Below are 21,606 nucleotides of genomic sequence, written 5' to 3'. Positions count from 1 at the left end.
TGGAAAGAGTCTTCCCTCATGCCAGTCATGATTCGTTCGCTCCTGGTGGCCAACCGGGGCGAGATCGCCTGCCGGATCTTCCGCACGTGCCGTGCGCTGGGCATCGCCACCGTCGCCGTGTACTCCGACGCGGACGCCGAGGCACTGCACGTACGGGAGGCGGACACCGCCGTACGGCTGCCGGGCGCCGCCCCGTCCGACACCTATCTGCGCGGTGATCTCGTCGTACGTGCCGCGCTCGCGGCGGGCGCCGACGCCGTCCACCCCGGGTACGGCTTCCTCTCCGAGAACGCCGGATTCGCCGGGGCCGTGCAGGACGCCGGTCTCGTCTGGGTGGGGCCGCCGGTCAAGGCCATCGAGCTGATGGCGTCCAAGACCCGTGCCAAGGAGCTGATGGCCGCCGCCGGGGTGCCGTTGCTCGCGCCCGTCGACACGGAGAGGGCCACCGCCGACGACCTTCCGCTGCTGCTGAAGGCGGCGGCGGGAGGCGGCGGGCGCGGCATGCGGATCGTACGTGAACTCACCGAGCTGCCGGGCGAGTTGACGGCCGCCTCCGCCGAGGCCGCTGCCGCCTTCGGGGACGGCGAGGTCTTCGCGGAGCCGTACATGGAGCGCGGCCGGCACGTCGAGGTCCAGGTCATGGCCGACGAGCACGGCGGAGTCTGGGCCCTCGGCACCCGGGACTGCTCGCTCCAGCGACGCCACCAGAAGGTCGTCGAGGAGGCCCCCGCACCCGGTCTCGACGACGCGCTTCGGGCCCGGCTGCACGATGCCGCCGTGGCCGCCGCCCGCGCCGTCGGCTACCGGGGCGCGGGCACTGTCGAGTTCCTCCTCGCGGCCGACGGACGGCCGTACTTCCTGGAGATGAACACCCGCCTCCAGGTCGAACACCCTGTCACCGAAGCCGTCTTCGGGCTCGACCTCGTCGCCCTGCAACTGCGCGTCGCGGAAGGCGAACCGCTGCCCGCCACCGCACCCCCCGAGCCGCACGGCCACGCCGTCGAGGCCCGCCTCTACGCCGAGGACCCCGCCCGCGACTGGCAGCCGCAGACCGGAGAACTGCACACGCTGGAAGTGCCGGACGAACCCGGACTGCGCCTGGACACCGGATACACCGGCGGCGACACCATCGGCGTGCACTACGACCCGATGCTCGCCAAGGTCATCGCCCACGCCCCCACCCGGGGCGAAGCCGTACGCCTCCTCGCCCGCGCCCTCGAACGCACCCGCATCCACGGCCCGGTCACCAACCGCGACCTGCTCGTACGGTCCCTGCGTCACCCCGACTTCCGCGCCGCCCGCCTCGACACCGGCTTCTACGACCGCCACCTGGACGCCCTCACCCCCGCCCCGGACGAAGCGGACCACCGCACCGCCGCCCTGGCCGCCGCCCTCGCCGACGCCGCCACCCGGCACCACGGCCCCGGCCCCGCCCGCTTCGGCGCCTGGCGCAACATCTCCTCGCAACCCCGGGTCAAGCGCTACCGCACCGAACCCGACGGCACCGAACACCAGGCCGCCTACCGCACCACACGCACCGGACCCGTCCCCGAGACCGGAGAACGGGTCATCGCCGCCCGCCCCGACCACGTCACCCTCGAAGTCGGCTCCGTCACCCGTCACTTCGCCATCACCGTCCACGAGGACAAGGTGTACGTGGACACCGCCACCGGCTCGTACACCTTCACCGCCCTGCCCCGCTTCACCGACCCCACCGACCGGACCGCACCCGGCTCCCTGCTCGCCCCCATGCCCGGCACCGTCGTCCGCATCGCGGACGGGCTCGGGGCCGGGGCGACGGTCGAAGCCGGGCAGCCACTGATCTGGCTGGAGGCGATGAAGATGGAACACCGCATCCTCGCCCCCGCCTCCGGCGCCCTCACCGCACTGCACGCCGCCCCAGGCCTCCAGGTGGAGGTCGGCGCCCTGCTCGCCGTCGTCACCGAACCCGCAGACCCTGAGGAGAACTCATGAGCACTGTCCTCGAAACCGAAGAGCACCAGGCCCTGCGCGCAGCCGTCGCCGCCCTCGGAAAGCGCTACGGGCGGGACTACATGACCTCCGTCGTACGCGACGGAGCCCACCCGCGCGAGCTGTGGAACGAAGCCGCCAAGCTCGGCTACCTCGGCGTGAACCTTCCCGAGGAGTACGGCGGCGGAGGCAGCGGGATGGCCGAACTCTCCATCGTGCTGGAGGAGTTGGGCGCAGCCGGCAGTCCGCTCCTCATGATGGTTGTTTCCCCGGCCATCTGCGGCACCGTCATCGCCCGCTTCGGCACCGAAACCCAGAAGCGGCAGTGGCTCCCCGGCCTCGCCGACGGCAGCCTCACCATGGCCTTCGGCATCACCGAACCCGACGCGGGCTCCAACTCCCACCGCATCACCACCACCGCCCGCAAGGACGGCGAGGACTGGCTGCTCACCGGGCGCAAGGTCTTCGTCTCCGGCGTCGACATCGCCGACGCCACCCTCGTCGTCGGCCGCACCGAGGACGACAGGTCCGGCAGGCTCAAGCCTTGCCTCTTCATCGTCCCGCGCGACGCACCCGGCTTCCGGCGCTCGCAGATCGACATGGAACTCCAGGCCCCGGAGAAGCAGTTCGAGCTGGTCCTCGACGACGTACGGCTGCCCGCCGACGCCCTCGTGGGAGGGGGTACCTCCCGCTCGAGCGAAGCCGAGAGTGGGGGAGAGGACGCCGGACTGCTCCAGCTCTTCGCCGGGCTCAACCCCGAACGCATCATGACCGCCGCATTCGGCATCGGCATGGGCCGCTACGCACTCGCCCGCGCCGTCGAGTACGCGAAGACCCGCCAGGTGTGGAAGGAGCCCATCGGCTCCCACCAGGCCATCGCCCACCCCCTCGCCCAGGCCCACATCGAACTGGAACTGGCCCGGCTGATGATGCAGAAAGCCGCCCGGCTGTACGACGACGGCGACGACATCGGTGCCGGCGAGGCCGCCAACATGGCGAAGTACGCGGCCGGCGAAGCCTGCGTCAAAGCCGTCGACCAGGCAGTGCACACCCTCGGCGGCAACGGCCTCACCCGCGAATACGGCCTCGCGTCCCTGATCACGGCGGCCCGCGTCGCCCGGATCGCACCCGTCAGCCGGGAAATGATCCTGAACTACGTGTCCCACCAGTCCCTGGGTCTCCCCAAGTCGTACTGACGCGGGACATTCTGTCTCTCCACGCCGCAGCTGCCCACCGCGGCTCCCGCCGCGTTCGAGAAGTCCCGCGAGAAGGAGACCGACACATGACGCCGCTCGCCGCCCCCACCCACGACCGCGGCATCACCACCCTCACCCTCGACTCACCGGCCAACCGCAACGCACTCTCCGCGCAGTTGGTGGGCGAGCTCTCCACCGCCCTGGACGCGTGCGCGGCCGACGACACCGTACGAGCCGTCGTCCTCACCCACACCGGCAACACGTTCTGCGCGGGCGCCGACCTCACCGGACCGCCCGATCCGGCAGCCTTCGTCGCCCTGATGCGGCAGATCGTCGCACTGCCCAAGCCCGTCGTCGCCCGGGTCACGGGACACGTCCGGGCGGGCGGCCTCGGACTGCTCAGCGCCTGCGACATCTCCGCGGCCGGCCCCGGTGCCTCGTTCGCCCTCACCGAATCCCGGCTCGGCCTCGCCCCCGCCGTCATCTCCCTGCCACTGCTGCCCCGCACCGACCCACGAGCCGCCGCCCGCTACTACCTCACCGGCGAACGCTTCGACGCGACCGAAGCGGCCCGCATCTCCCTGATCACGCTCGCCGTCGGGTCCGCCGAGGACATCGACAAGGCACTCGTACCCGTACTGGACGGACTGCGAAAGGCCTCACCACAGGGGCTGGCAGCATCGAAGGAGCTGGTCACAGCTACTGTGCGGAAGAGTTTCGACCAGTACGCCGAAGACCTCATCGCCCGCTCGGCAGCACTCTTCGCCTCCGCCGAGGCACGGGAAGGGATGACGGCCTTCCTCGAACGACGGGACCCCGCATGGGTGTTGTGACGCCCTCCACCGACAGGACCCCCAAGCAGGACCGCAGCCGTGCCACCCGCCGGCGACTCCTCGAAGCCGCGGTCGCCTGCCTCGCCGAACACGGCTGGGCAGGCTCCACCGTCTCCGTCGTCGCCGAACGCGCAGGCGTCTCGCGCGGCGCCGCCCAGCACCACTTCCCGACCCGCGAGGACCTGTTCACCGCAGCCGTCGAATACGTCGCCGAGGAACGCTCCGCCGCCCTGCGCGCCCTGCCCGTCCAGGGCCGCACGGCCGTCGTCGCCGCCCTCGTCGACCTCTACACGGGCCCGCTCTTTTGCGCCGCACTCCAGCTCTGGGTCGCCGCGTCCAACGAGGAACAACTCCGCCCCCGCGTCACCGAACTCGAAGCCCGCGTCGGCCGCGAGACCCACCGCATCGCCGTCGAACTCCTCACCGCCGACGAAACCAGGCCCGGCGTACGCGAAACCGTCCAGGGCCTCCTCGACATGGCCCGCGGCCTGGGCCTGGCCAACGTACTCACCGACGACACCGCCCGGCGTCAGAGGGTCGTGGCACAGTGGGCGGCGCTGCTGGACGACGCACTCAACTGACCCCGGGGGACCTGTGGGCGACCACTTCCAGACGATCGTCGACCTCGACGCCACCGAGCAGGACGCCGCACGACTCGGCACCGGGCTCCTCGACTGGCTGATCGCCGACGGATTCGTCGGCGCCGAGCGCACCGACTGCGTCCTCGACAACGACGGCTACGGCAACGCACCCGGTCCGAACTACGCCAAGGCCGTCGACGACCCGGAACCGGTCGAGCTGTGGAGCAACGGCCTCCACGTTGCGACCGGACGCACCGTCTTCGACAGCGGCCAGGGCGACGCGGGAGCCGCCACCTGCCCGCTCTGCGCCACCGAGATCCGCCTCGTCGACGACACCTGGTGCCCCGTCGACAGCGCCTGGGCCCCGTTCGCGGGCCGGCTCGGCGACTGGGCGAACGGCGGCGAAGGCGTCGTGGAGTGCCCCTCCTGCCGCAGGCCCTCCGGCATCGACCGCTGGAGCTGGGAGGACGACTACTACGCCTGCGGGCAGCTCGGCCTCACCTTCTGGAACTGGGCGGAGCTGACCTACGGCTTCGAACAGGAGGTGCGGCGCCGCCTCGGCGGACACCGCACCGTCACCCTCCGCGGCAAGCTCTAGACGTATGGACACGCAGACCGGGTGAGACTCTGCGGACCTGTCCGGGGCCGTACCTTCCGATCACGCCGGGCTTGCGGGGTACCGGGACCTCAGTTCCCCAGATCCGTGATCTGCTCGTATCCCTCGATCTCCCGGGGATCACGCGGCCCCGGCCCGACATACTTCGCCGACGGTCGCACCAGCCGCCCCGTCCGCTTCTGCTCCAGAATGTGCGCCGACCAGCCCGCCGTACGCGCACACGTGAACATCGACGTGAACATGTGCGCCGGAACCTCCGCGAAGTCCAGCATGATCGCCGCCCAGAACTCCACGTTCGTCGCCAGCACCCGGTCCGGGCGACGCGCGTGCAACTCCTCCAACGCGGCCTTCTCCAGCGCCTGCGCCACCTCGAAGCGCGGCGCACCCAACTCCTCGGCCGTACGCCGCAGGACACGCGCCCGCGGGTCCTCCGCCCGGTAGACCCGGTGCCCGAAGCCCATCAGCCGCTCACCCTTGTCCAAGGCCTTCTTCACATACGCGGTGGCATCCCCGGTCCGCTCGATCTCCTCGATCATGCCGAGGACCCGGGACGGCGCACCACCGTGCAGCGGCCCCGACATCGCACCCACCGCGCCCGAAAGCGCCGCCGCCACGTCGGCGCCGGTCGACGCGATGACCCGGGCGGTGAACGTGGAGGCGTTCATGCCGTGCTCGGCGGCCGACGTCCAGTACGCGTCGACGGCCTTGACGTGCTTGGGGTCCGGCTCACCGCGCCAGCGGATCATGAACCGCTCGACCACGGACTGCGCCTTGTCGATCTCGCTCTGCGGAACCATCGGCAGGCCCTGCCCGCGCGCCGACTGGGCGACGTACGACAACGCCATCACCGCGGCCCGCGCCAGATCGTTGCGCGCCGTCTCCTCGTCGATGTCGAGCAGCGGCTTCAGGCCCCACACGGGAGCGAGCATCGCCAGCGCGGACTGCACATCGACCCGGATGTCCCCGGAGTGCACCGGGATCGGGAACGGCTCGGCCGGCGGCAGCCCCGGGTTGAACGCCCCGTCGACCAGCAGACCCCAGACATTTCCGAACGACACATGGCCGACGAGATCCTCGATGTCGACACCGCGGTAACGGAGCGAACCGCCTTGCTTGTCCGGTTCGGCGATCTCCGTCTCGAACGCGATGACTCCCTCTAGTCCCGGTACGAAGTCGGACATGGCGGCTCCCTCAGGTCGGTGGCTGTACGGAGGCCACAGTGGCCTGCCCCAAGATATTGGCGGGTTCCCACGACGCGGGGAAGCGTGACATCCGGCACAGCGTCCCGATTCACCGGTGTCGGATTGACGCCCCTCCTTGCCGGGCAGACTTGGCCGCTGCGGCAGGATGACCCCGTGCCCACCGCAGACTCCCCCTCCGATTCCACCACCGATCCGGCCGCGATGCGCGAGCAGTACCGCTCCAAGGCCTTCACCGAGGACACGCTGGCCGCCGACCCGATGCAGCAGTTCGCCCACTGGTTCCGGCAGGTAGCCGTGGGCGGGGTGCTCCACGAGCCCAACGCCATGGTGGTCTCCACCGCCACCCCCGAGGGCCGGCCGTCCTCACGCACGGTGCTGCTGAAGAAGTACGACGAACGCGGCTTCGTCTTCTTCACCAACTACGAATCCCGCAAGGGCCGCGAACTGACCGCCAACCCGTACGTCTCGCTGCTCTTCCCCTGGCACCCGATGGCCCGCCAGGTCGTCGTCACCGGCACGGCGGCCCGCGTAGGCCGCGAAGAGACGGTCGCCTACTTCCGCACCCGCCCCCACGGCTCCCAGCTGGGAGCCTGGGCGAGCGCCCAGTCGAAGGTGATCGGCTCCCGCGACGAGCTGATCGAACGCTACGAGGAACTGGCTGCCCGCTACCCGGAGGGCGAACATGTCCCCGCTCCCCCTCAGTGGGGCGGCTTCCGGGTGGTCCCCGACACGATCGAGTTCTGGCAGGGCCACGAGAACCGGCTGCACGACCGGCTGAGGTACGTACGCGAGGGCGAGAAGTGGCGCGTCGAGCGCCTGTGCCCGTAGAAAACCACTCCGGACATGCAGAAACCCGCAGGCTCTGGTCCCTCCTTGCGGAGGAGCCGGCCGGACTTACCGGCGAGCCTGCGGGTCGGTGACTGCTTGGGTTTCGGCAGACAGCCTGCCGAGGTGCACTGTGTGCGACGACGGGCTGTCAGCCCGCAGCCACCTCACGAATCCGATAAGACTGCACTTCTCGGATCACCTCCTTTCATTCGCTGGCAGCAGCCTAGGAACCCTTCCGGGGCCACACAACCGAATTAAATGGACCGGCCTATTTCAGAGAAGTCGGTGTGCGCTGGGTCACGTTCGAGTTCAATGGTCTGACGTGCGGTAATGCCGGATACGTCCTGCGGGGGGTACGGGATGAGTGCGTCCACAAGCAGTGGGACGACCGGCGCGCTCGGGCCCGAAGAGGGTCCGAGGGCAGGGCCCGGGGCCGAGCTGCTCGCGGCGCTGCTCGACGGGATGGATGCGGCGCTCTGCGCGTTCGACGCGGACGGCACCATCACCCACTGGAACCGTGAGGCCGAGCGGATTCTGGGCTGGTCCGCCGAGGAGGCCGTGGGTCGGCCCGGATTTGCCGGGTGGGCGGTGCGGCGGGCGGACGCGGGGGAGGTGCAGGGGCTGCTGATGGCGGCCATGGACGGTGCCGGTCGCCGGGTGCACGAGTTCGCGTTGTTGCGCAAGGACGGTGGGCGGGTGCTCGTGCGGACGCAGTCGGCGGGGGTCCGGGGTGCGGACGGGAAGCCGGCCGGGGTGTACTGCGCGTTCGGGGAGGTGCATGCGCAGATCGATCTGGAGCGGTCGATCGCGCTGAGCGAGGCGCTGTTCGAGGACGCGTCGTGGGGTGTGGTGCTCGTGGATGCCGATCTGCGTCCGACGGTCGTCAACGCGCACGCGGCACGGGCGCTGGGCGGCGGTCGTACGACGCTGCTGGGGCGCCCGCTGGGGGAGTTGATCGTGCAGGGCGTCGAGGACCTGGAGGGCGCGCTGCAGCACGTACTCGCCGAGGGCGCGCCACCGGCGCCCGCCGAGCTGTGGGTGACGTTGCGGACGGCGGAGGGGGATCGGCGGCGCTGCTGGCGCAGTGGTTTTCTGCGGCTGGCGTCGCCGCTCGCGGAGGAACCGGTTCCGTTGGGGGTCGGCTGGCTGTTCCAGGACGTGACCGCAGAGAAGCTGGCGGCGCAGGAGGCGGACCGGGTGCGGTTCCGCTCGAATCAGCTGCACCGGGCTTCGCGGTCGGCGTCCGAGTGCGAGGACCCGATGGAGGCGGCGACGTCCTGTCTGGACTATGCGCTCGCGGGCTTCGCCGACCACGCGCTGGTCGACCTGGTGGCGGGGGCGCGGCTGGTGCGGGTGGCGGCGACCCCGTCCGATGAGCCGGGTCCGTGCCTGCCGGTGGCCGGCGGCGGTATTCCGCTGCGGTACACGCCGGGGCACCCGGCTCTTCAGGCGGTGGACCGTACGGGTTCGGTACGGACCAGCGCGGGCGCGGGGCCCGGGGCCGAGGTGTGGGCGGCCGAACGGCGGTGGCCGGAGGATTCGGTGCACGCGCTGTGCGCGGTGCTGCGGAGCAGGGGGCGGACGCTGGGCGTGGTGACGTTTCTGCGCTCCGCCCATCGCACGGCCTTCGAACGCCCCGACGCGGCGTACGCGGAGACGGTGGCGGCCCGGGTCGCGGGGGCGGTCGACCTGGCGCAGGCGACGGAGCGGCCGTAGGCGACGCGGTCCGGCCGGCGGTGTGCCGGGCCCCGTCGCGGAGCCCGGCACCTGCCCCGGCCGGGGCCCGTCCTCACGCTGCGTGCAGCGCCAGCGTCGGTGAGAGGCGGGACGCCCGCACCGCCGGGTAGAGGCCCGCGATCGTGCCGATCACCAGCGTCGCGCCGAAGCCGCCGCCGACCGCCCACGGCGGCACCACCCAGGGCAGCCCGCCGGAGTATGCGTACACCCCGGTCGCCGCCGCGCCGAGCGCCACGCCCGCCAGGCCGCCGAGGCCGGAGAGCATCAGCGACTCCGTGACGAACTGGATGCGGATCTGGCCCCGGGTCGCGCCGAGCGAGCGGCGCAGCCCGATCTCGTACCGCCGCTCCAGCACCGAGATGATCATGGTGTTGGCGACCCCGACGCCGCCGACGAGCAGCGCGATGCCGCCCAGGCCCAGCAGCATGCTGCTGAACGCCCCTTCTGTCGCCGCCTTGGCCTGGAGCGCCGACGACGGGTCGGTGACCTTCACGTTCTGCGGGTTCTGCGGGTCGACCGTCGCCGCCATGACCTTGCGCACGTCCTGCACCGCCGCGTCGGCCGAGCGCTCGTACACCGACGTCGGGTGGCCCTTGAAGCCCAGCAGGCGCTTCGCCCCCTCCCAGCCGACCAGTGCGGAGCGTTCGATCTCCGGGGCGAGCGGCAGTGGGGCGAGGATGCCGACCACGGTGAAGTACCGGTTGCCGATCCATACCTGCTGGCCCGGAGCGGTGATGCCGAGACGCTCCGCGGAGACATGGCCGAGCACGACGGAGGGGTAGCGTCCGGTCGCGTTGTTGAGCCAGCTGCCGCTGTGGACCTCGCCGCGCAGTACCCGCAGCAGGTCGCCGGTGGTCGCCTTGACGACGATTCCGCCCGTGTCGTCCTTGTCGATCTTCTCGTTGCGGCGTGCGGTCGTGTCGAGGTCGGCGGTCGCGCCCACCTCCTGGACGCCCTTGATGCGGCCCACCATCCCGACCGCGTCCTCGGGCAGCTTGACGTCCTGCCCGGCGAACATCGAATCGCCGGGGGAGGCCACGAGCAGGTTGGTGCCCAGCTTGTCGAGTTCCCGGAGCAGCTGGGCCTGGCTGGAGGCGGAGATGCCTACCACCGAGATCATCGTCGCGATGCCGATGGCGATGCCCAGGGCGGAGAGCACGACCCGCATCGGCCGGCTGCGCAGCCCCGCCGAGCCGACATGCAGCACGTCCCGGGGGCCGAGCCGGGCCGCTTTCAGCCGCTCCCCGCCCCGGCCGTCGGCGTCGCGGGCCGCGCGCCGCGCCCTCACTGGTCCGCTCCCGTCGCGGCGGGGGAGCGGCCGTTTCCGGAGGTGTCGCGCACATCCGTGGACGGATCGCCCATGCCCGGGGACTGATCGCGTACGTCCGCGGACGGGTTGCGTACGTCCGCGACCACCTGGCCGTCCCGGATGCGCACCTCGCGCGGCAGGTCCCGGGCGATCTCGGTGTCGTGCGTGATGACCGCGATGGTGGCGCCCTCCCGGTTGAGGTCGCGCAGCAGCTTCATCACCGCTTCCCCGGACGCCGAGTCGAGCGCCCCGGTCGGTTCGTCGGCCAGCAGCAGCGCGGGTTCCCCCACGACGGCCCGCGCGATGGCGACCCGCTGTTTCTGTCCGCCGGAGAGCTGGTGCGGCTTGTGGTCGAGGCGGTCGGCGAGCCCGACCCGCTCCAGCGCGTCGGCTGCCCTGCGGCGGCGTACGGCACGGGACAGGCCCGAGTACAGCAGGCCCTCCGCGACGTTGTCGCGGGCGCTGACGCCCGGCACCAGGTGGAACGCCTGGAAGACGAAGCCGACGTGCTGGGCACGCAGCGCGGAGAGCCTGCGGTCGGAGAGCGCCGCCACGTCGTGCCCCGCGATGTGGACGGACCCGGCGGTGGGGCGGTCCAGGGTGCCGATGATGTGCAGCAGCGTGGACTTGCCGGAGCCGGACGGGCCGACGATGCCGAGGAGTTCGCCCTCCTCGACGGTGAGGTCCACCCCGCGCAGGGCGGCGACCGGGCCCGGGTACTCCTTGGTGACGCCGCTGAGGCCGACGACCGTGTTCATATCTTCGGCACCCCGACCTTCATGCCCTCGCGCAGCCCGCCGCCGGACACCTCGACCCGGCCCTCGGCGAACATGCCGAGCTCGACCTTCACATCGCGGACCGTGCCGTCCTGGACGACCTGGAGGCCGAAGCCGCCGCCGGGCAGTGCGAGCAGCGCGTTCACCGGGACGCTGAGGACGTCCTTGTGCAGCTCGCCGGTCAGGTTCACCGTGACCGGCGCCTGGTCGAAGCCGCCGACCTTGTCCGGCTTGTCGAAGGAGACGGTCAGGGAGACCTTGGGGCTGTTGTCCTGCGGGTCCTTGCCGGGCTTCGCCGTCCGGCCGACCGAGGAGACCGACCCGGCCACGCTGCTGCCGTCCGGCAGATCGACGGTGACCTTGGTGCCCGCCTTGGCGAGCTGGGTCTCGGCGACGTCGAGCTCGAACGTCACGATGCGCTCGGAGCCGGTCGTGGTGAGGACCGGAGCGCCGGGCTGGGCCAGTTCGCCGACGGCCGCCTCGACGCTCTTGATCCGGACCTCCCCCGGGGAGAAGGCGATGTCCTGCGGTCCCACCGTTCCGGTCCGCTTGCTGTCGTGGGACTTCTGCCAGCGCTTGACGGCGGCCGCGGTCAGCTCGGTGTACTCGTCGTCCGGGGTGAAGCCGGTGTAGCCGAGCTCCGCGAGGTTGCGCTCCAGCTGCTCCACGTCCCGGCCCCGGTCGCCCGGCTTCAGCGTCCGGTACATCGGCCCCGAGCCGTACATCAGCCACACCGCCCGGCCGTCGACCTCGTACAGCCGCTCGTTCCGCTTGACGGTCGAGCCGGTGCGCGGGGTCCAGGTCATGGTGCCCGCCGCGCCCGCGTTGACCTTGCGCTGCTTGTCGTAGCCGAGCGTGCCGTCCGCCTGGGCGCTGTCGCGCAGGTCGCGGCGCTCGACCGCGGCGGTGGCCGGGGGCAGCCCGGTGTTCTTCGGGCCGCCCGTCTCCCCGGCGGAGCCGAACTGGGTGAGAGCCAGTGACCCGGCCGCCACGGCGAGCACCGCCGCGGCGGCCACCATGACCCGTCCGCGCCTCACCGCCCGGCGCTTTCGCACGCCGCGTTGGCCTTCTCGAACTTCTTCATGTCCTTCTGTATGTCCTTCTGCTGTACGGCGGGCGCCTGCGCGATCCCGCCCTCGAACTTCGGGTCGGGCATGTCGATGCCGTTCTTGCGCATGCACCGGGCGAAGGCGAGCATCTTGTCCTTCTGGGCCTGGGTGATCTCCTTGGCCCCGCCGACCGACTTGTCCTGGCAGGCCTTGAGCGCCTTCTCCATCTCCTGCTTGCTCTTGCCGCCGCCGTTGATGGTCATTCCGTGGCCGTCCTCGCCCGGCTTCGGCTCCGCGACGTCCAGGCCCTGCTCCCGCAGGCACTTGCGGTGCTCCAGGGCCTGGTCCTCGGCCGTCTTCTTGGTGCCCGAAGCAGAGCCGCCGCTCTTGGTTCCGCTTCCGCTTCCGCCGCCGTCGCCCGAGCAGGCGGTGGCCGACAGGACGACGGCGGCGGCCATCAGGCAGGCGGCGACGACGCTGCGGCTCTGTGTGCGGGAGGTGGTCCGGCGGGAAATGGTCGGGTTCATGAGGACTCCTCGTCCGTTGCTGACAGGCCGGGTACGAACGGCTTGAGCGTGCGCGACGTCGCGGTTTCGTTTCTCTCAGCCCGGATGCTTACACCGACGAAACATCGCTTTGGGTTACACAGGACTCATGCGTGTGCTGGTGGTGGAGGACGAGGAATTCCTGGCAGGGATGATCGCCGAGGGGTTGCGCCGCGACGCCGTCGCGGTGGACATCGCCCCCGACGGCCGGGCGGCGCTGGACCGGCTTCGGTTCGGCGCGTACGACGTGATGATCCTCGACCGCGATCTGCCGGGGCTGCACGGCGACGAGGTGTGCCGGCGGGTCGTCGGCATGCGCCTGCTGACCCGGATCCTGATGCTCACCGCGTCCGGGACGGTACGGGACCGGGTGGCCGGCCTCGGGCTCGGCGCCGACGACTACCTGACCAAGCCGTTCGCGTACGACGAACTCCTCGCCCGGGTCCTGGCGCTCGGCCGCCGTGCCCGCCCCGCTCTCCCGCCGGTCCTGGAGCGGGCCGGGCTGACGCTCGACACCGCCCGCCGCCAGGTCTGCCGCGACGGCCGCTACCTCTCGCTCTCCCGCAAGGAGTTCGCCGTGCTGGAGACCCTGCTGCGGGCTGAGGGCGCGGTCGTCAGCGGCGACGACCTGATCGAGGAGGTGTGGGAGGAGGACACCAGCTACCGCACCAACGCGGTCCGGGTCACGCTGTCCAAGCTCCGCGCCAAACTGGGCGCGCCCCCGGTGATCGAGACGGTCCCGGGGGCCGGCTACCGCATCGGGGACGGCCTCGCGGACGGGCCGGGGCACCACGGCCCCGCGACCGGACGGGTGAACGGGCCGGCGGACCGGCCGGACGACGGCTCCGCGGACCGGCCGGGGGAGAGCCGGTGAGGAGCGAGCGCGCCCGACTCACCGCGCTGTACGGCGGACTGCTGGTGCTGGCCGGCGCCCTGCTGATGGGGCTGGTCTACCTGCTGGTCAGCGAGCGCCTCTACGCCACTGTGCTCACTGCGGTGGCCCCGGCGGTCCCCGACGGGGCCACCCCCGCCGTCCGGTCGGGCGTGGCCTCCATGCCCCAGCCGTCGTCGGACTGGGCGCATACCGTGGTCATGGAACCCGGGCAGTACGCGGTGGCGAAGAGGGTCACCACCGCGGCCGGGGACGCCGCGCTCAACCAGCTGCTGACGGTCTCCGGGGTCTCCCTCGCCGTCTACTCGGTGCTCTCCGTCGCGCTCGCCTGGTGGATGGCGGGCCGGGTGCTGCGGCCGGTCGGCGTCATCACCGCCCGCGCCCGCCGGCTCTCCGGCAGCAACCTGCACGAACGCCTCGCGCTGAAGGCCCCGCCCGGCGAGCTCAAGGAACTGGCCGACACCTTCGACGGGATGCTCGACCGGATCGAGGAGTTGGTCGCCGCCCGCCAGCGGTTCGCCGCCAACGCCGCCCATGAGCTGCGCACCCCGCTCGCCGTGCAGCGGGCCGCAGCCGAGATCGGCCTCGCCGACGACCCGCCGCCCGAGAAGGTCGCCTGGATCCGGGACAAACTCATCGACACCGCCGCCGACAGCGAGCAGCTGATCGAGGGACTGCTGCTCCTCGCGGTCTGTGACGAGGGCCTGCGGCGGCGCGAACGGGTCGAACTGGACGCGATCGCGGCCACGGTGACCGAGGCGCTGGAGCCGGAGGCGAAGAACCGTTCCATCACCGTCGAGGCGGAGGCCCGGCCACTGCCGGCCGAGGGCGACCCGGTCCTGCTGGGCCATCTCGTGCACAACCTGGTCGCCAACGCGCTGCGCCACAACCACCCCGGCGGGACGGTACGGGTCCGGGTGGGGCCGGGCGGTCTGGAGGTCGCCAACACCGGGCCGGTGGTGGACCCGGCGACCGTGCCGCTGCTGTTCGAGCCGTTCCGCCGGGCGCAGGCCCGCCGCCATGCTCCCGGTGAGGGGGCCGGTCTGGGGCTCTCCATCGTGGCGTCGATCGCGAGGGCGCACGGCGGCGAGGCGAGCGCGACGGCGAACCCGGGCGGCGGACTGACGGTCCGGGTCGTGCTGCCGACGTGCCCGTAGCGGGGCGGCCGGCGGCCCGGCGCGATCAGTGGCGGTAGAAGATCCGGTCCCGGTACTCCGTCATGACGCGCCCGTTCCACTCGTGACCGCCGTCGACGTTCCCCGACCGCAGCATCGGCGGCTCGACCCCCCGCGCCACGAGCTGCTCCACCGCGGCGGCCATCATCGCCTGCATCACCGCACTGGTGACGACCGTCGACGCGGGTGCGAACGGCGCCGCGACCCCTTCGGCGGTCAGCTCCGCGTCGCCGATGGAGATCTTGCTGTCGAGCACGATGTCGCAGTGGTCCCGCAGGAAGCCGCCCGAGCTGTGCCGGGACCGGGTGCCGTCTGCGTACGCCACCGAAGTGACGCCGATGACCTTCAGGCCGAGCGCCCGCGCATTCATCGCCATCTCCACCGGAAGCGCGTTGCGCCCGGAGAGCGAGATGATCACGAGGACGTCGCCCGCCTTGGCGGGGCTGGAGTCGAGCACCGCGCCCGCCAGCCCGTTGACCCGCTCCAGTGCCGAGCCGAGGGGCGCCGGCATGACGTCGACGCCGACGCTCCCGGGCACGGCCAGCAGGTTCATCAGGGCGAGTCCGCCCGCCCGGTAGACGACGTCCTGCGCGGCGAGCGAGGAGTGCCCGGCACCGAAGGCGAAGAGCCTGCCGCCCGCGGCGACGGTGTCGGCGATCGCGGCACCGGCGGCCGCGATGTTGCCGGACTCCTCGTCGCGTACGCGCTCCAGCAGGCCGATCGCTGCATCGAAGAACTGACCGGCCAGCTTGCTGTCGCTCATCGAGGAGGCCTTTCCGGCGGGGAGAATTGTCCGTGGGGTGTCCGCGTCGCGGATCACGTTGCGGTCTGGACCAGTGGCCTGTCAATACCGCCCGCGCCGCTCCGCCGCACAGCGTTCGGTCGGCACGGCACGGTTGTCGGCGGTATGCGTCAGAATTGGGTCAGGGCCAGCGCACAGCGCTTACGACGTTTTCCTGTCACAGCATCGAGGGGCACGAATGTCCGGACTGATCGACACCACGGAGATGTATCTCCGCACCATCCTCGAACTCGAAGAGGAAGGCGTGGTCCCCATGCGCGCCCGGATTGCGGAACGGCTGGACCAGAGCGGTCCGACGGTCAGCCAGACGGTGGCGCGCATGGAGCGCGACGGCCTGGTGCAGGTCGCGGGCGACCGCCACCTGGAGCTGACCGACGAGGGGCGCCGCCTCGCGACCCGCGTCATGCGCAAGCACCGGCTCGCCGAGTGCCTGCTCGTCGACGTGATCGGCCTGGAGTGGGAGCAGGTCCACGCCGAGGCATGCCGCTGGGAGCATGTGATGAGCGAGGCCGTGGAGCGGCGGGTGCTGGAGCTGCTGCGCCACCCGACGGAGTCCCCGTACGGGAATCCGATCCCGGGCCTGGAGGAGCTGGGCGAGAAGGCCGAGGCCGACCCGTTCCTCGACGAGGGCATGGTGAGCCTGTCGGAGCTCGACCCGGGTGCCGAGGGCAAGACGGTGGTCGTGCGCCGGATCGGTGAGCCGATCCAGACGGACGCCCAGCTGATGTACACGCTGCGGCGGGCGGGTGTGCAGCCCGGCTCCGTGGTCAGCGTGACCCAGTCGCCCGGCGGGGTGCTGGTCGGCAGCAGTGGCGAGGCGGCGGAGCTGGACGCCGAGATCGCCTCGCATGTGTTCGTGGCCAAGCGCTGACGGGCGCCGCGACGGGCACCGCTGACGGTGCCGCCGACCGGGTGCCGACAGGGCGCTGAAGCGTTGCGACCTCGCCCGCGATTGTCAGCGGCGTCGCGGTGTCCGGGGCCTCCGCCTCCGGCGTTGTCGTCAGTCGCCGACGCTCCGCGTCGACTCCCTCCTCCGCCTTGGATTCGAAGGCCCCGGACACCGCTCCTTCTCCCACTGCCAATCGTGGGCGAGGTCGTAACGTCGGCATTCCGTTTTTCCGCCCGGAATTGCAGCGCCCGGACGGATCGCGTGCCAGGCTGTGGCTGAGGCATACCTGAGAGTGTCCGCCACCTGGTCGCGCGGTCGGGGAGGGAGCAGGCGCATGCGCCCGTCGTACCGGCATGTCCGGCATGTCTGGCACGAACACCGGAAGGTCGCAGCCGCAGTCCCGGCCGCCCGCGGGTCGCGCCCGGCCGCCCGCGATCTGCGCCCGGCCGCCTGCGGGTCGCGCCCGGCCTCCCATGAAGCCCGTGCCGCGGCTCGCGAAGGCGTTTTGGCGCCGGCTGCCCCTCGAACGACCGCTCCCCGAACGGCAGAGGGCCCCGGCGCCTTGCGGCGCCGGGGCCTGCCCTCCCCTGTTTCGACCCGGAGCCCCGAACTCTCAAGGTCGATCCCCACGGGCCCTCATCCCCGAGTGGCCCGCCTCCCGGAGAAGGTCTCCCCTGCGCGGCCGCCGTCAATCCTTGGAGCCGGTCACTCGAACGAGGGGTGTTGGATGCCGGAACCCGGTTTTCGAATAGAGGTTCGATAGTCTGGCGTGACGCGACCACACGGTGATCGAGCGGTGATCAAGCGGTGATCGAGGATCAGAAGGGGGTGCCAGAACATATGGTGCGGCGCATCGATGTGACCGGGACCGACGGCGTACGCCTCGCGGCCTGGGAGTTCGCCGACCCGCCCAAAGGGCGCACGGAGGGCGAACGCGCCCCCGGGGTCTTATTGCTCCACGGTTTGATGGGCCGGGCCTCCCACTGGGCCTCGACCACCCGCTGGCTCGCCGAGCGGCACCGCGCCGTCGGCCTCGACCAGCGAGGGCACGGCCGCAGCGAGAAGCCGGCCGAAGGCCCGTACACCCGTGATGCGTACGTCGCCGACGCCGAGGCGGCGATCGAACAGCTCGGCCTCGCCCCCGTCACTCTCGTCGGGCATGCGATGGGAGCGCTCACCGCCTGGCAGCTCGCCGCGAAGCGCCCCGATCTCGTCCGGGCCCTGGTCGTCTGCGACATGCGGGCCTCGGCGCTCGGGGCGGCCTCGCAGCGGGAGTGGGAGGACTGGTTCAAGTCCTGGCCGGTGCCGTTCGCGACGCTCTCCGACGTACGGAAGTGGTTCGGCGAGGACGACCCCTGGGTGGAGCGGCCCAACCCCGCCCGCGGCGAATTCTTCGCCGAGGTGATGGCCGAGCGGGCCGACGGCTGGCGCCCCGTCTTCTCCCGTCGCCAGATGCTCCAGTCCCGCGCGACGTGGGTGTTCGACGCGCACTGGGAGGAGCTGGCACAGGTCCGGTGCCCGACCCTGGTGCTCCGTGGCCTCGACGGCGAGCTGGGCCGGGCGGAGGCCCAGGAGATGGTCCGCGTACTGCCGCGCGGGCAGTACGCGGAGGTGGCCGACGCCGGCCATCTCGTCCACTACGACCAGCCGGAGGGCTGGCGAGCGGCGGTCGAACCCTTCCTGGAGCAGTTCGCCGAGGACCCTCAGGACGACCGCGAGCCTGTCTCCCCTTGAGACCGGCCGGCAAAGAGAGACAGGCCCTGCGGAGGAAGCTCTCAGCCCTTGCTGACCGCCGCCAGGATCTCCGGGAGCCGGTTCGCCGTTCGGGGAGCGGCGAGCCGTAGCCCCGCCCAGGAGATCAGCGCCCCGTACACGGCCCCCGCGGGCAGCAGCAGCCACAGCCACTGCTCGATGTCGGCGACATGGAGCCAGATCGTCACCGCGATCACGGGTGCGCAGAGCAGCGCCGCCGAGATCATGCCGCCGAAGATCGAGATCCAGGCGAGCCCGGCCTGCCCCGGTGCCACGTTCTTGAACGCCCCGTCCTGCGGGATCGAGTACGGGAAGTTCGCCGATGCCACGGCGCCCGTCGCCAGCATCGCGCCCAGCAGGGCGAACGACAGCCCCATGGCCTCCGGCAGCGCGCCCCAGTCGCCGAGGACCGCCGCCGTCAGCACCGTCACCAGGGTCGTGTACGGCAGGGTGATCAGCAGCAACGCCATTGCCCGCGCGCGCAGTTCGATGTACGCGTCCCGGGTGGAGGAGATGGTCAGCGCCACCATCCAGAACGCGGACGTGTCCTGCCCGAACTGGTTGTACATCTGGATGCCGAGCATTCCGGCGGCGAAGCAGGCGAAGTAGATCGAGCCGCTGCCCTGCACGGCGTTGAGCATCGGCACGATCAGCCCGATCGCCAGCGCCGTGACCCAGGCGGCCTTGGTCTTCGGATCGCGTGCGATGTACCGCAGGCTGCGCTCCATCACCGGGCCGGTACGCCCCGCGGGCAGCAGTGCGGAGAGCCGGGAGCCACCCTTGCCGGCCTTCTCGCGGGTCGGCCCGGCGGCGGAGAGGGTCGAGCCGTCCGGGGCCGTCATCAGCTTCACCAGACTCCGCTGCCACAGCCACAACAGCGCGAACAGCGCCGCCACGGACAGCAGCAGCTGTACGGCGGCCTGCCCGTACGAGCCCCGCGACGCCGAGTCCACCGCCCCGATCGCCGAGGCGGGCGGCAGCCAGCGCACCACGTCCGCGGCCGGTTCGAGCGCGGAGAGGCCGCCCGCCTGTCCCAGCCGCTGTGCACCGAAGTTGACGACCTGGAAGCCCACCGCGATCACGAGCCCGCTGAGCACCGCGAGATCGCGGCCCTTGCGTGATGTCAGCAGCCGGGTGTTGGCCGTGGCCACGGCCCGTGTCAGCGCGACGCACACCAGCAACGTGAGTGGCGCGGCCACCACGGCGAACACCGCACCGGCCACCCCCTGCGCCACCGCGATCACCGAGCCGGCCGCCAGACAGAGCGTGAACAGCGGACCGATCCCGACCAGTGACGCCGTCAGCAGCGCAGCGATCAGCGGGCGCGGCCGCAACGGCAGCATCACCAGACGGCTCGGGTCGAGGGTCTCGTCACCGCTGGGGAAGAACAGCGGCATCACCGTCCAGCCGACCGCCAGCACCCCGGTCATCAGGATGACGAGGGCACCGACATGGGCGTGCCCGCGCAGTGCGATCAGTCCCATCAGCTGGCTCGCGGCGATCAGCAGGGCGAGGACGACGGAGGTGATGTACGCGGCCCGTCGGCCGGCCGACTGCCGCAGCCCGTTGCGCAGCAGGGTCAGCTTGAGCCGTACGAAGACGGGGACGAGCCCCTCGCCGCCGCTCGTGCCGTTTTGGCCGGGGGCGGCTCCCACGGGGGCGTCGAGCACGCTCATCGGTCGCCGCCCAGCCAGTCCAGGGACTCGCCGGTGGTCCGGGAGCCTGCGCCGACGAGTTCGAGGAAGGCGTTCTGCAGCGAGGACGCCTCGCCGCGCACCTGGGCCAGGGTGCCCTGGGCCCGGATCGTGCCGGCGGCCATGACGGCCACCCAGTCGCAGAGGGACTCCACGAGCTCCATCACATGGCTGGAGAAGACGACGGTCGCCCCCGAGCGGGTGTACCGCTCCAGAACCTCGCGGATGGTCTGCGCCGACACCGGGTCGACGCCCTCGAACGGCTCGTCCAGGAAGAGCACTTCGGGGTTGTGCAGCAGCGCGGCGGCGAGCCCGATCTTCTTCCGCATGCCGGTCGAGTAGTCGACGACCAGCTTGTGCTGGGAGCCCGCCAGATCGAGTACATCGAGCAGCTGGGTGGCCCGTTTGTCGACCTCGGCGCCCGGCAGCCCGCGCAATCTTCCGGTGTATGCGAGGAGTTCGCGCCCCGAGAGGCGTTCGAAGAGCCGCAGCCCCTCCGGGAGCACACCGATCCTGGACTTCACCTCGACCGGGTCGCGCCACACGTCATGGCCGCCGACCTCGATCAGTCCCTGGTCGGGGCGGAGCAGTCCGGTGACCATCGACAGAGTGGTGGTCTTGCCCGCTCCGTTGGGCCCCACCAGGCCGATGAACTTGCCCGCGGGCAGCTCCAGATCGATCCCGGCGACCGCGGTCTGTTCGCCGAACCGCTTCCACAGCCCCTGTACGCGAACGGCGGGCGGCGCCGTCGGCGCTCCGCCCGCCTCTCCTGTTTCCCCTGCCCGCACTGCTCTGTCGGTCTCTGTCCGGTCCTGCATGATGTAAGCCTTTCGGTGTCCCCGTGTATGGGGACAGCCTACGAAATGGCACCTCAGGGAAGGCGTGCCCGTGCGTCGGCTGCTTCCCTCGCGCAGGCGTAGGCGAGCGGGCTGATGAGCTCCTCGGCGTCCGGCAGCCACCGGTTGGCGGATGTGGGACGGCGGGCCCACTGCACCGCCCCACGTCCGCCGATCCGGGTCGGCGGCCCCGTCACGTAGTGACCGTCGCCGCGGCCGACGAGGCCGATCGATGCTGCTCGCCAGTCCAACTTCCTTACCAGGGCGTCCACGTCGGTCGTCGTACCCGGCAGGACGAAGAAGAGCATCCGCCGGTCGGGGGTGCGGGTGACGGGCCCGATCGGCACGTCCATCCGCTCCATCCGGGCCAGGGCGAGGAAGCCGGCGGACTCCGGTACGTCGATCGCGTCGAAGGTGCGACCGGTGGGCAACAGGATCGACGCCCCGGGGTACTTGGACCACATCCGGCGGGCCGCGGCACCACTGCCGGTCGCCTGGCCCGCCCAGTCGGGTCCGGCGGGGTGGGCGCCGGGGGAGGCACATCCGGCGTCACCGCACGAGCACCGCTCGGCTCCCTCGGCCGCCTCCAGCCAGGTGCCGGGGCACACGGCCCAGTGCCGCTCCTCCGTGTACCGCACCGCGGCGTCGAGCAGTTGCTCGCCCCGTTGTCGGAGGATCTTCGTGGCTTCCATGACTCCGATGGGCTCTTCGACTCCGATGGGCTCTTCCACGAACAGCACAACTGCCGCCACCACATGGGGTTACGGGGGTGGCGGGCGTGGTCACGGCTCATCGATCCGGCACGCGGGGCGCATGGATGCATGGGTGGGGGCGCGCGTGAGGCGGTGCCCGATCGGGCGGGTAGCCGTTTAGGGGCAACTCCGGAACGGTCGGCCTCTGTCATATGCCGACACGAATGGCAA

The 21,606-nt window shown here is 71.5% G+C and carries 20 protein-coding genes; 11 read left to right on the top strand and 9 right to left on the bottom strand.

The window, feature by feature from the left end; translation table 11 throughout:
- Positions 1 to 27: 27 nt before the first annotated feature.
- The 5 genes from OG609_RS17580 (at position 28) to OG609_RS17560 (ending at position 5,179) form a co-directional block, all read left to right on the top strand.
- Positions 28 to 1,974: an acetyl/propionyl/methylcrotonyl-CoA carboxylase subunit alpha gene (locus OG609_RS17580; protein ID WP_327273687.1), complete on the top strand. Its 1,947-nt coding sequence runs from the start codon at positions 28 to 30 to the stop codon at positions 1,972 to 1,974.
- On the top strand, positions 1,971 to 3,167 hold the full coding sequence (locus OG609_RS17575; protein WP_327273686.1) for an acyl-CoA dehydrogenase family protein: 1,197 nt from the start codon (positions 1,971 to 1,973) through the stop codon (positions 3,165 to 3,167). The genes OG609_RS17580 and OG609_RS17575 overlap by 4 nt, the downstream gene beginning before the upstream one ends.
- Positions 3,168 to 3,253: 86 nt before the next feature.
- A complete protein-coding gene (locus OG609_RS17570; protein WP_327273685.1) occupies positions 3,254 to 4,000 on the top strand; it encodes an enoyl-CoA hydratase family protein in 747 nt (248 codons plus the stop codon).
- Positions 3,988 to 4,581 carry a TetR/AcrR family transcriptional regulator gene (locus OG609_RS17565; RefSeq protein ID WP_327273684.1) on the top strand — a complete coding sequence of 198 codons (594 nt, stop codon included), beginning with the start codon at positions 3,988 to 3,990 and terminating at the stop codon, positions 4,579 to 4,581. Before OG609_RS17570 ends, OG609_RS17565 begins: the two co-directional genes overlap by 13 nt.
- A gap of 13 nt (positions 4,582 to 4,594) precedes the next feature.
- A complete protein-coding gene (locus tag OG609_RS17560) occupies positions 4,595 to 5,179 on the top strand; it encodes a hypothetical protein (protein WP_327273683.1) in 585 nt (194 codons plus the stop codon).
- 89 nt (positions 5,180 to 5,268) lie between these two features.
- On the opposite strand, the gene OG609_RS17555 is transcribed toward OG609_RS17560, so the two are convergent.
- On the bottom strand, positions 5,269 to 6,378 hold the full coding sequence (locus tag OG609_RS17555) for a citrate synthase 2 (protein WP_327273682.1): 1,110 nt from the start codon (positions 6,376 to 6,378) through the stop codon (positions 5,269 to 5,271).
- A 222-nt stretch (positions 6,379 to 6,600) separates the two neighbouring features.
- Between OG609_RS17555 and pdxH the strand changes: the two genes are divergently transcribed.
- Together pdxH and OG609_RS17545 are read left to right on the top strand one after the other, a co-directional pair.
- Positions 6,601 to 7,227, top strand: a complete 627-nt coding sequence (gene pdxH, locus OG609_RS17550; protein ID WP_327278092.1) for a pyridoxamine 5'-phosphate oxidase — start codon at positions 6,601 to 6,603, stop codon at positions 7,225 to 7,227.
- 360 nt (positions 7,228 to 7,587) lie between these two features.
- The gene (locus OG609_RS17545; protein WP_327273681.1) at positions 7,588 to 8,943 is read left to right on the top strand and encodes a PAS domain-containing protein; all 1,356 of its coding nucleotides are present in this window, start codon (positions 7,588 to 7,590) and stop codon (positions 8,941 to 8,943) included.
- Positions 8,944 to 9,016: 73 nt separating this feature from the next.
- On the opposite strand, the gene OG609_RS17540 is transcribed toward OG609_RS17545, so the two are convergent.
- The 4 genes from OG609_RS17540 to OG609_RS17525 are packed head-to-tail and all read right to left on the bottom strand — an operon-like array spanning position 9,017 to position 12,625.
- Positions 9,017 to 10,252, bottom strand: a complete 1,236-nt coding sequence (locus OG609_RS17540; RefSeq protein WP_327273680.1) for an ABC transporter permease — start codon at positions 10,250 to 10,252, stop codon at positions 9,017 to 9,019.
- Complete coding sequence (locus OG609_RS17535) at positions 10,249 to 11,031, bottom strand: ABC transporter ATP-binding protein (protein ID WP_327273679.1); 783 nt, start codon at positions 11,029 to 11,031, stop codon at positions 10,249 to 10,251. The genes OG609_RS17540 and OG609_RS17535 overlap by 4 nt, the downstream gene beginning before the upstream one ends.
- On the bottom strand, positions 11,028 to 12,068 hold the full coding sequence (locus OG609_RS17530; RefSeq protein WP_327273678.1) for an efflux RND transporter periplasmic adaptor subunit: 1,041 nt from the start codon (positions 12,066 to 12,068) through the stop codon (positions 11,028 to 11,030). Before OG609_RS17530 ends, OG609_RS17535 begins: the two co-directional genes overlap by 4 nt.
- 14 nt (positions 12,069 to 12,082) lie before the next feature.
- Positions 12,083 to 12,625: a hypothetical protein gene (locus OG609_RS17525; protein ID WP_327273677.1), complete on the bottom strand. Its 543-nt coding sequence runs from the start codon at positions 12,623 to 12,625 to the stop codon at positions 12,083 to 12,085.
- 127 nt (positions 12,626 to 12,752) lie between these two features.
- On the opposite strand from OG609_RS17525, the gene OG609_RS17520 reads away from it, so the two are divergent.
- Positions 12,753 to 13,517 (top strand): response regulator transcription factor, encoded by a 765-nt coding sequence (locus OG609_RS17520; RefSeq protein ID WP_327273676.1) that lies wholly within the window; start codon positions 12,753 to 12,755, stop codon positions 13,515 to 13,517.
- Complete coding sequence (locus OG609_RS17515) at positions 13,514 to 14,692, top strand: sensor histidine kinase (protein WP_327273675.1); 1,179 nt, start codon at positions 13,514 to 13,516, stop codon at positions 14,690 to 14,692. Before OG609_RS17520 ends, OG609_RS17515 begins: the two co-directional genes overlap by 4 nt.
- Positions 14,693 to 14,717: 25 nt before the next feature.
- Here the strand turns inward: OG609_RS17515 and OG609_RS17510 are convergent, their stop codons facing one another.
- Entirely contained in the window at positions 14,718 to 15,473 is a 756-nt protein-coding gene (locus OG609_RS17510) for an SIS domain-containing protein (RefSeq protein ID WP_327273674.1), read from the bottom strand.
- Between the two features lie 217 nt (positions 15,474 to 15,690).
- Here OG609_RS17510 and OG609_RS17505 point away from each other — a divergent pair, with 217 nt between their 5' ends.
- Both OG609_RS17505 and OG609_RS17500 read left to right on the top strand, forming a co-directional pair.
- Positions 15,691 to 16,383 carry a metal-dependent transcriptional regulator gene (locus OG609_RS17505; RefSeq protein WP_093899867.1) on the top strand — a complete coding sequence of 231 codons (693 nt, stop codon included), beginning with the start codon at positions 15,691 to 15,693 and terminating at the stop codon, positions 16,381 to 16,383.
- 858 nt (positions 16,384 to 17,241) lie between these two features.
- Positions 17,242 to 18,135: an alpha/beta fold hydrolase gene (locus OG609_RS17500; protein WP_327278091.1), complete on the top strand. Its 894-nt coding sequence runs from the start codon at positions 17,242 to 17,244 to the stop codon at positions 18,133 to 18,135.
- Positions 18,136 to 18,176: 41 nt separating this feature from the next.
- Here OG609_RS17500 and OG609_RS17495 read toward each other — a convergent pair whose 3' ends face one another.
- From OG609_RS17495 to OG609_RS17485, 3 genes are read right to left on the bottom strand one after another with little or no spacing between them, the layout of a single operon-like run.
- Positions 18,177 to 19,829 carry a transporter gene (locus OG609_RS17495; RefSeq protein ID WP_327273672.1) on the bottom strand — a complete coding sequence of 551 codons (1,653 nt, stop codon included), beginning with the start codon at positions 19,827 to 19,829 and terminating at the stop codon, positions 18,177 to 18,179.
- Positions 19,826 to 20,665 (bottom strand): ABC transporter ATP-binding protein, encoded by an 840-nt coding sequence (locus OG609_RS17490; RefSeq protein WP_327273671.1) that lies wholly within the window; start codon positions 20,663 to 20,665, stop codon positions 19,826 to 19,828. Before OG609_RS17490 ends, OG609_RS17495 begins: the two co-directional genes overlap by 4 nt.
- Before the next feature lie 53 nt (positions 20,666 to 20,718).
- The gene (locus OG609_RS17485) at positions 20,719 to 21,375 is read right to left on the bottom strand and encodes a bifunctional DNA primase/polymerase (RefSeq protein WP_327273670.1); all 657 of its coding nucleotides are present in this window, start codon (positions 21,373 to 21,375) and stop codon (positions 20,719 to 20,721) included.
- Positions 21,376 to 21,606 lie beyond the last annotated feature (231 nt).

Origin of the sequence: Streptomyces sp. NBC_01224, from assembly GCF_036002945.1 — a bacterium.
Taxonomy (GTDB): Bacteria; Actinomycetota; Actinomycetes; order Streptomycetales; family Streptomycetaceae; genus Streptomyces.
Note: the sequence above shows the minus strand (reverse complement) of the source record. Positions and strands in the feature narration are given on the sequence as shown.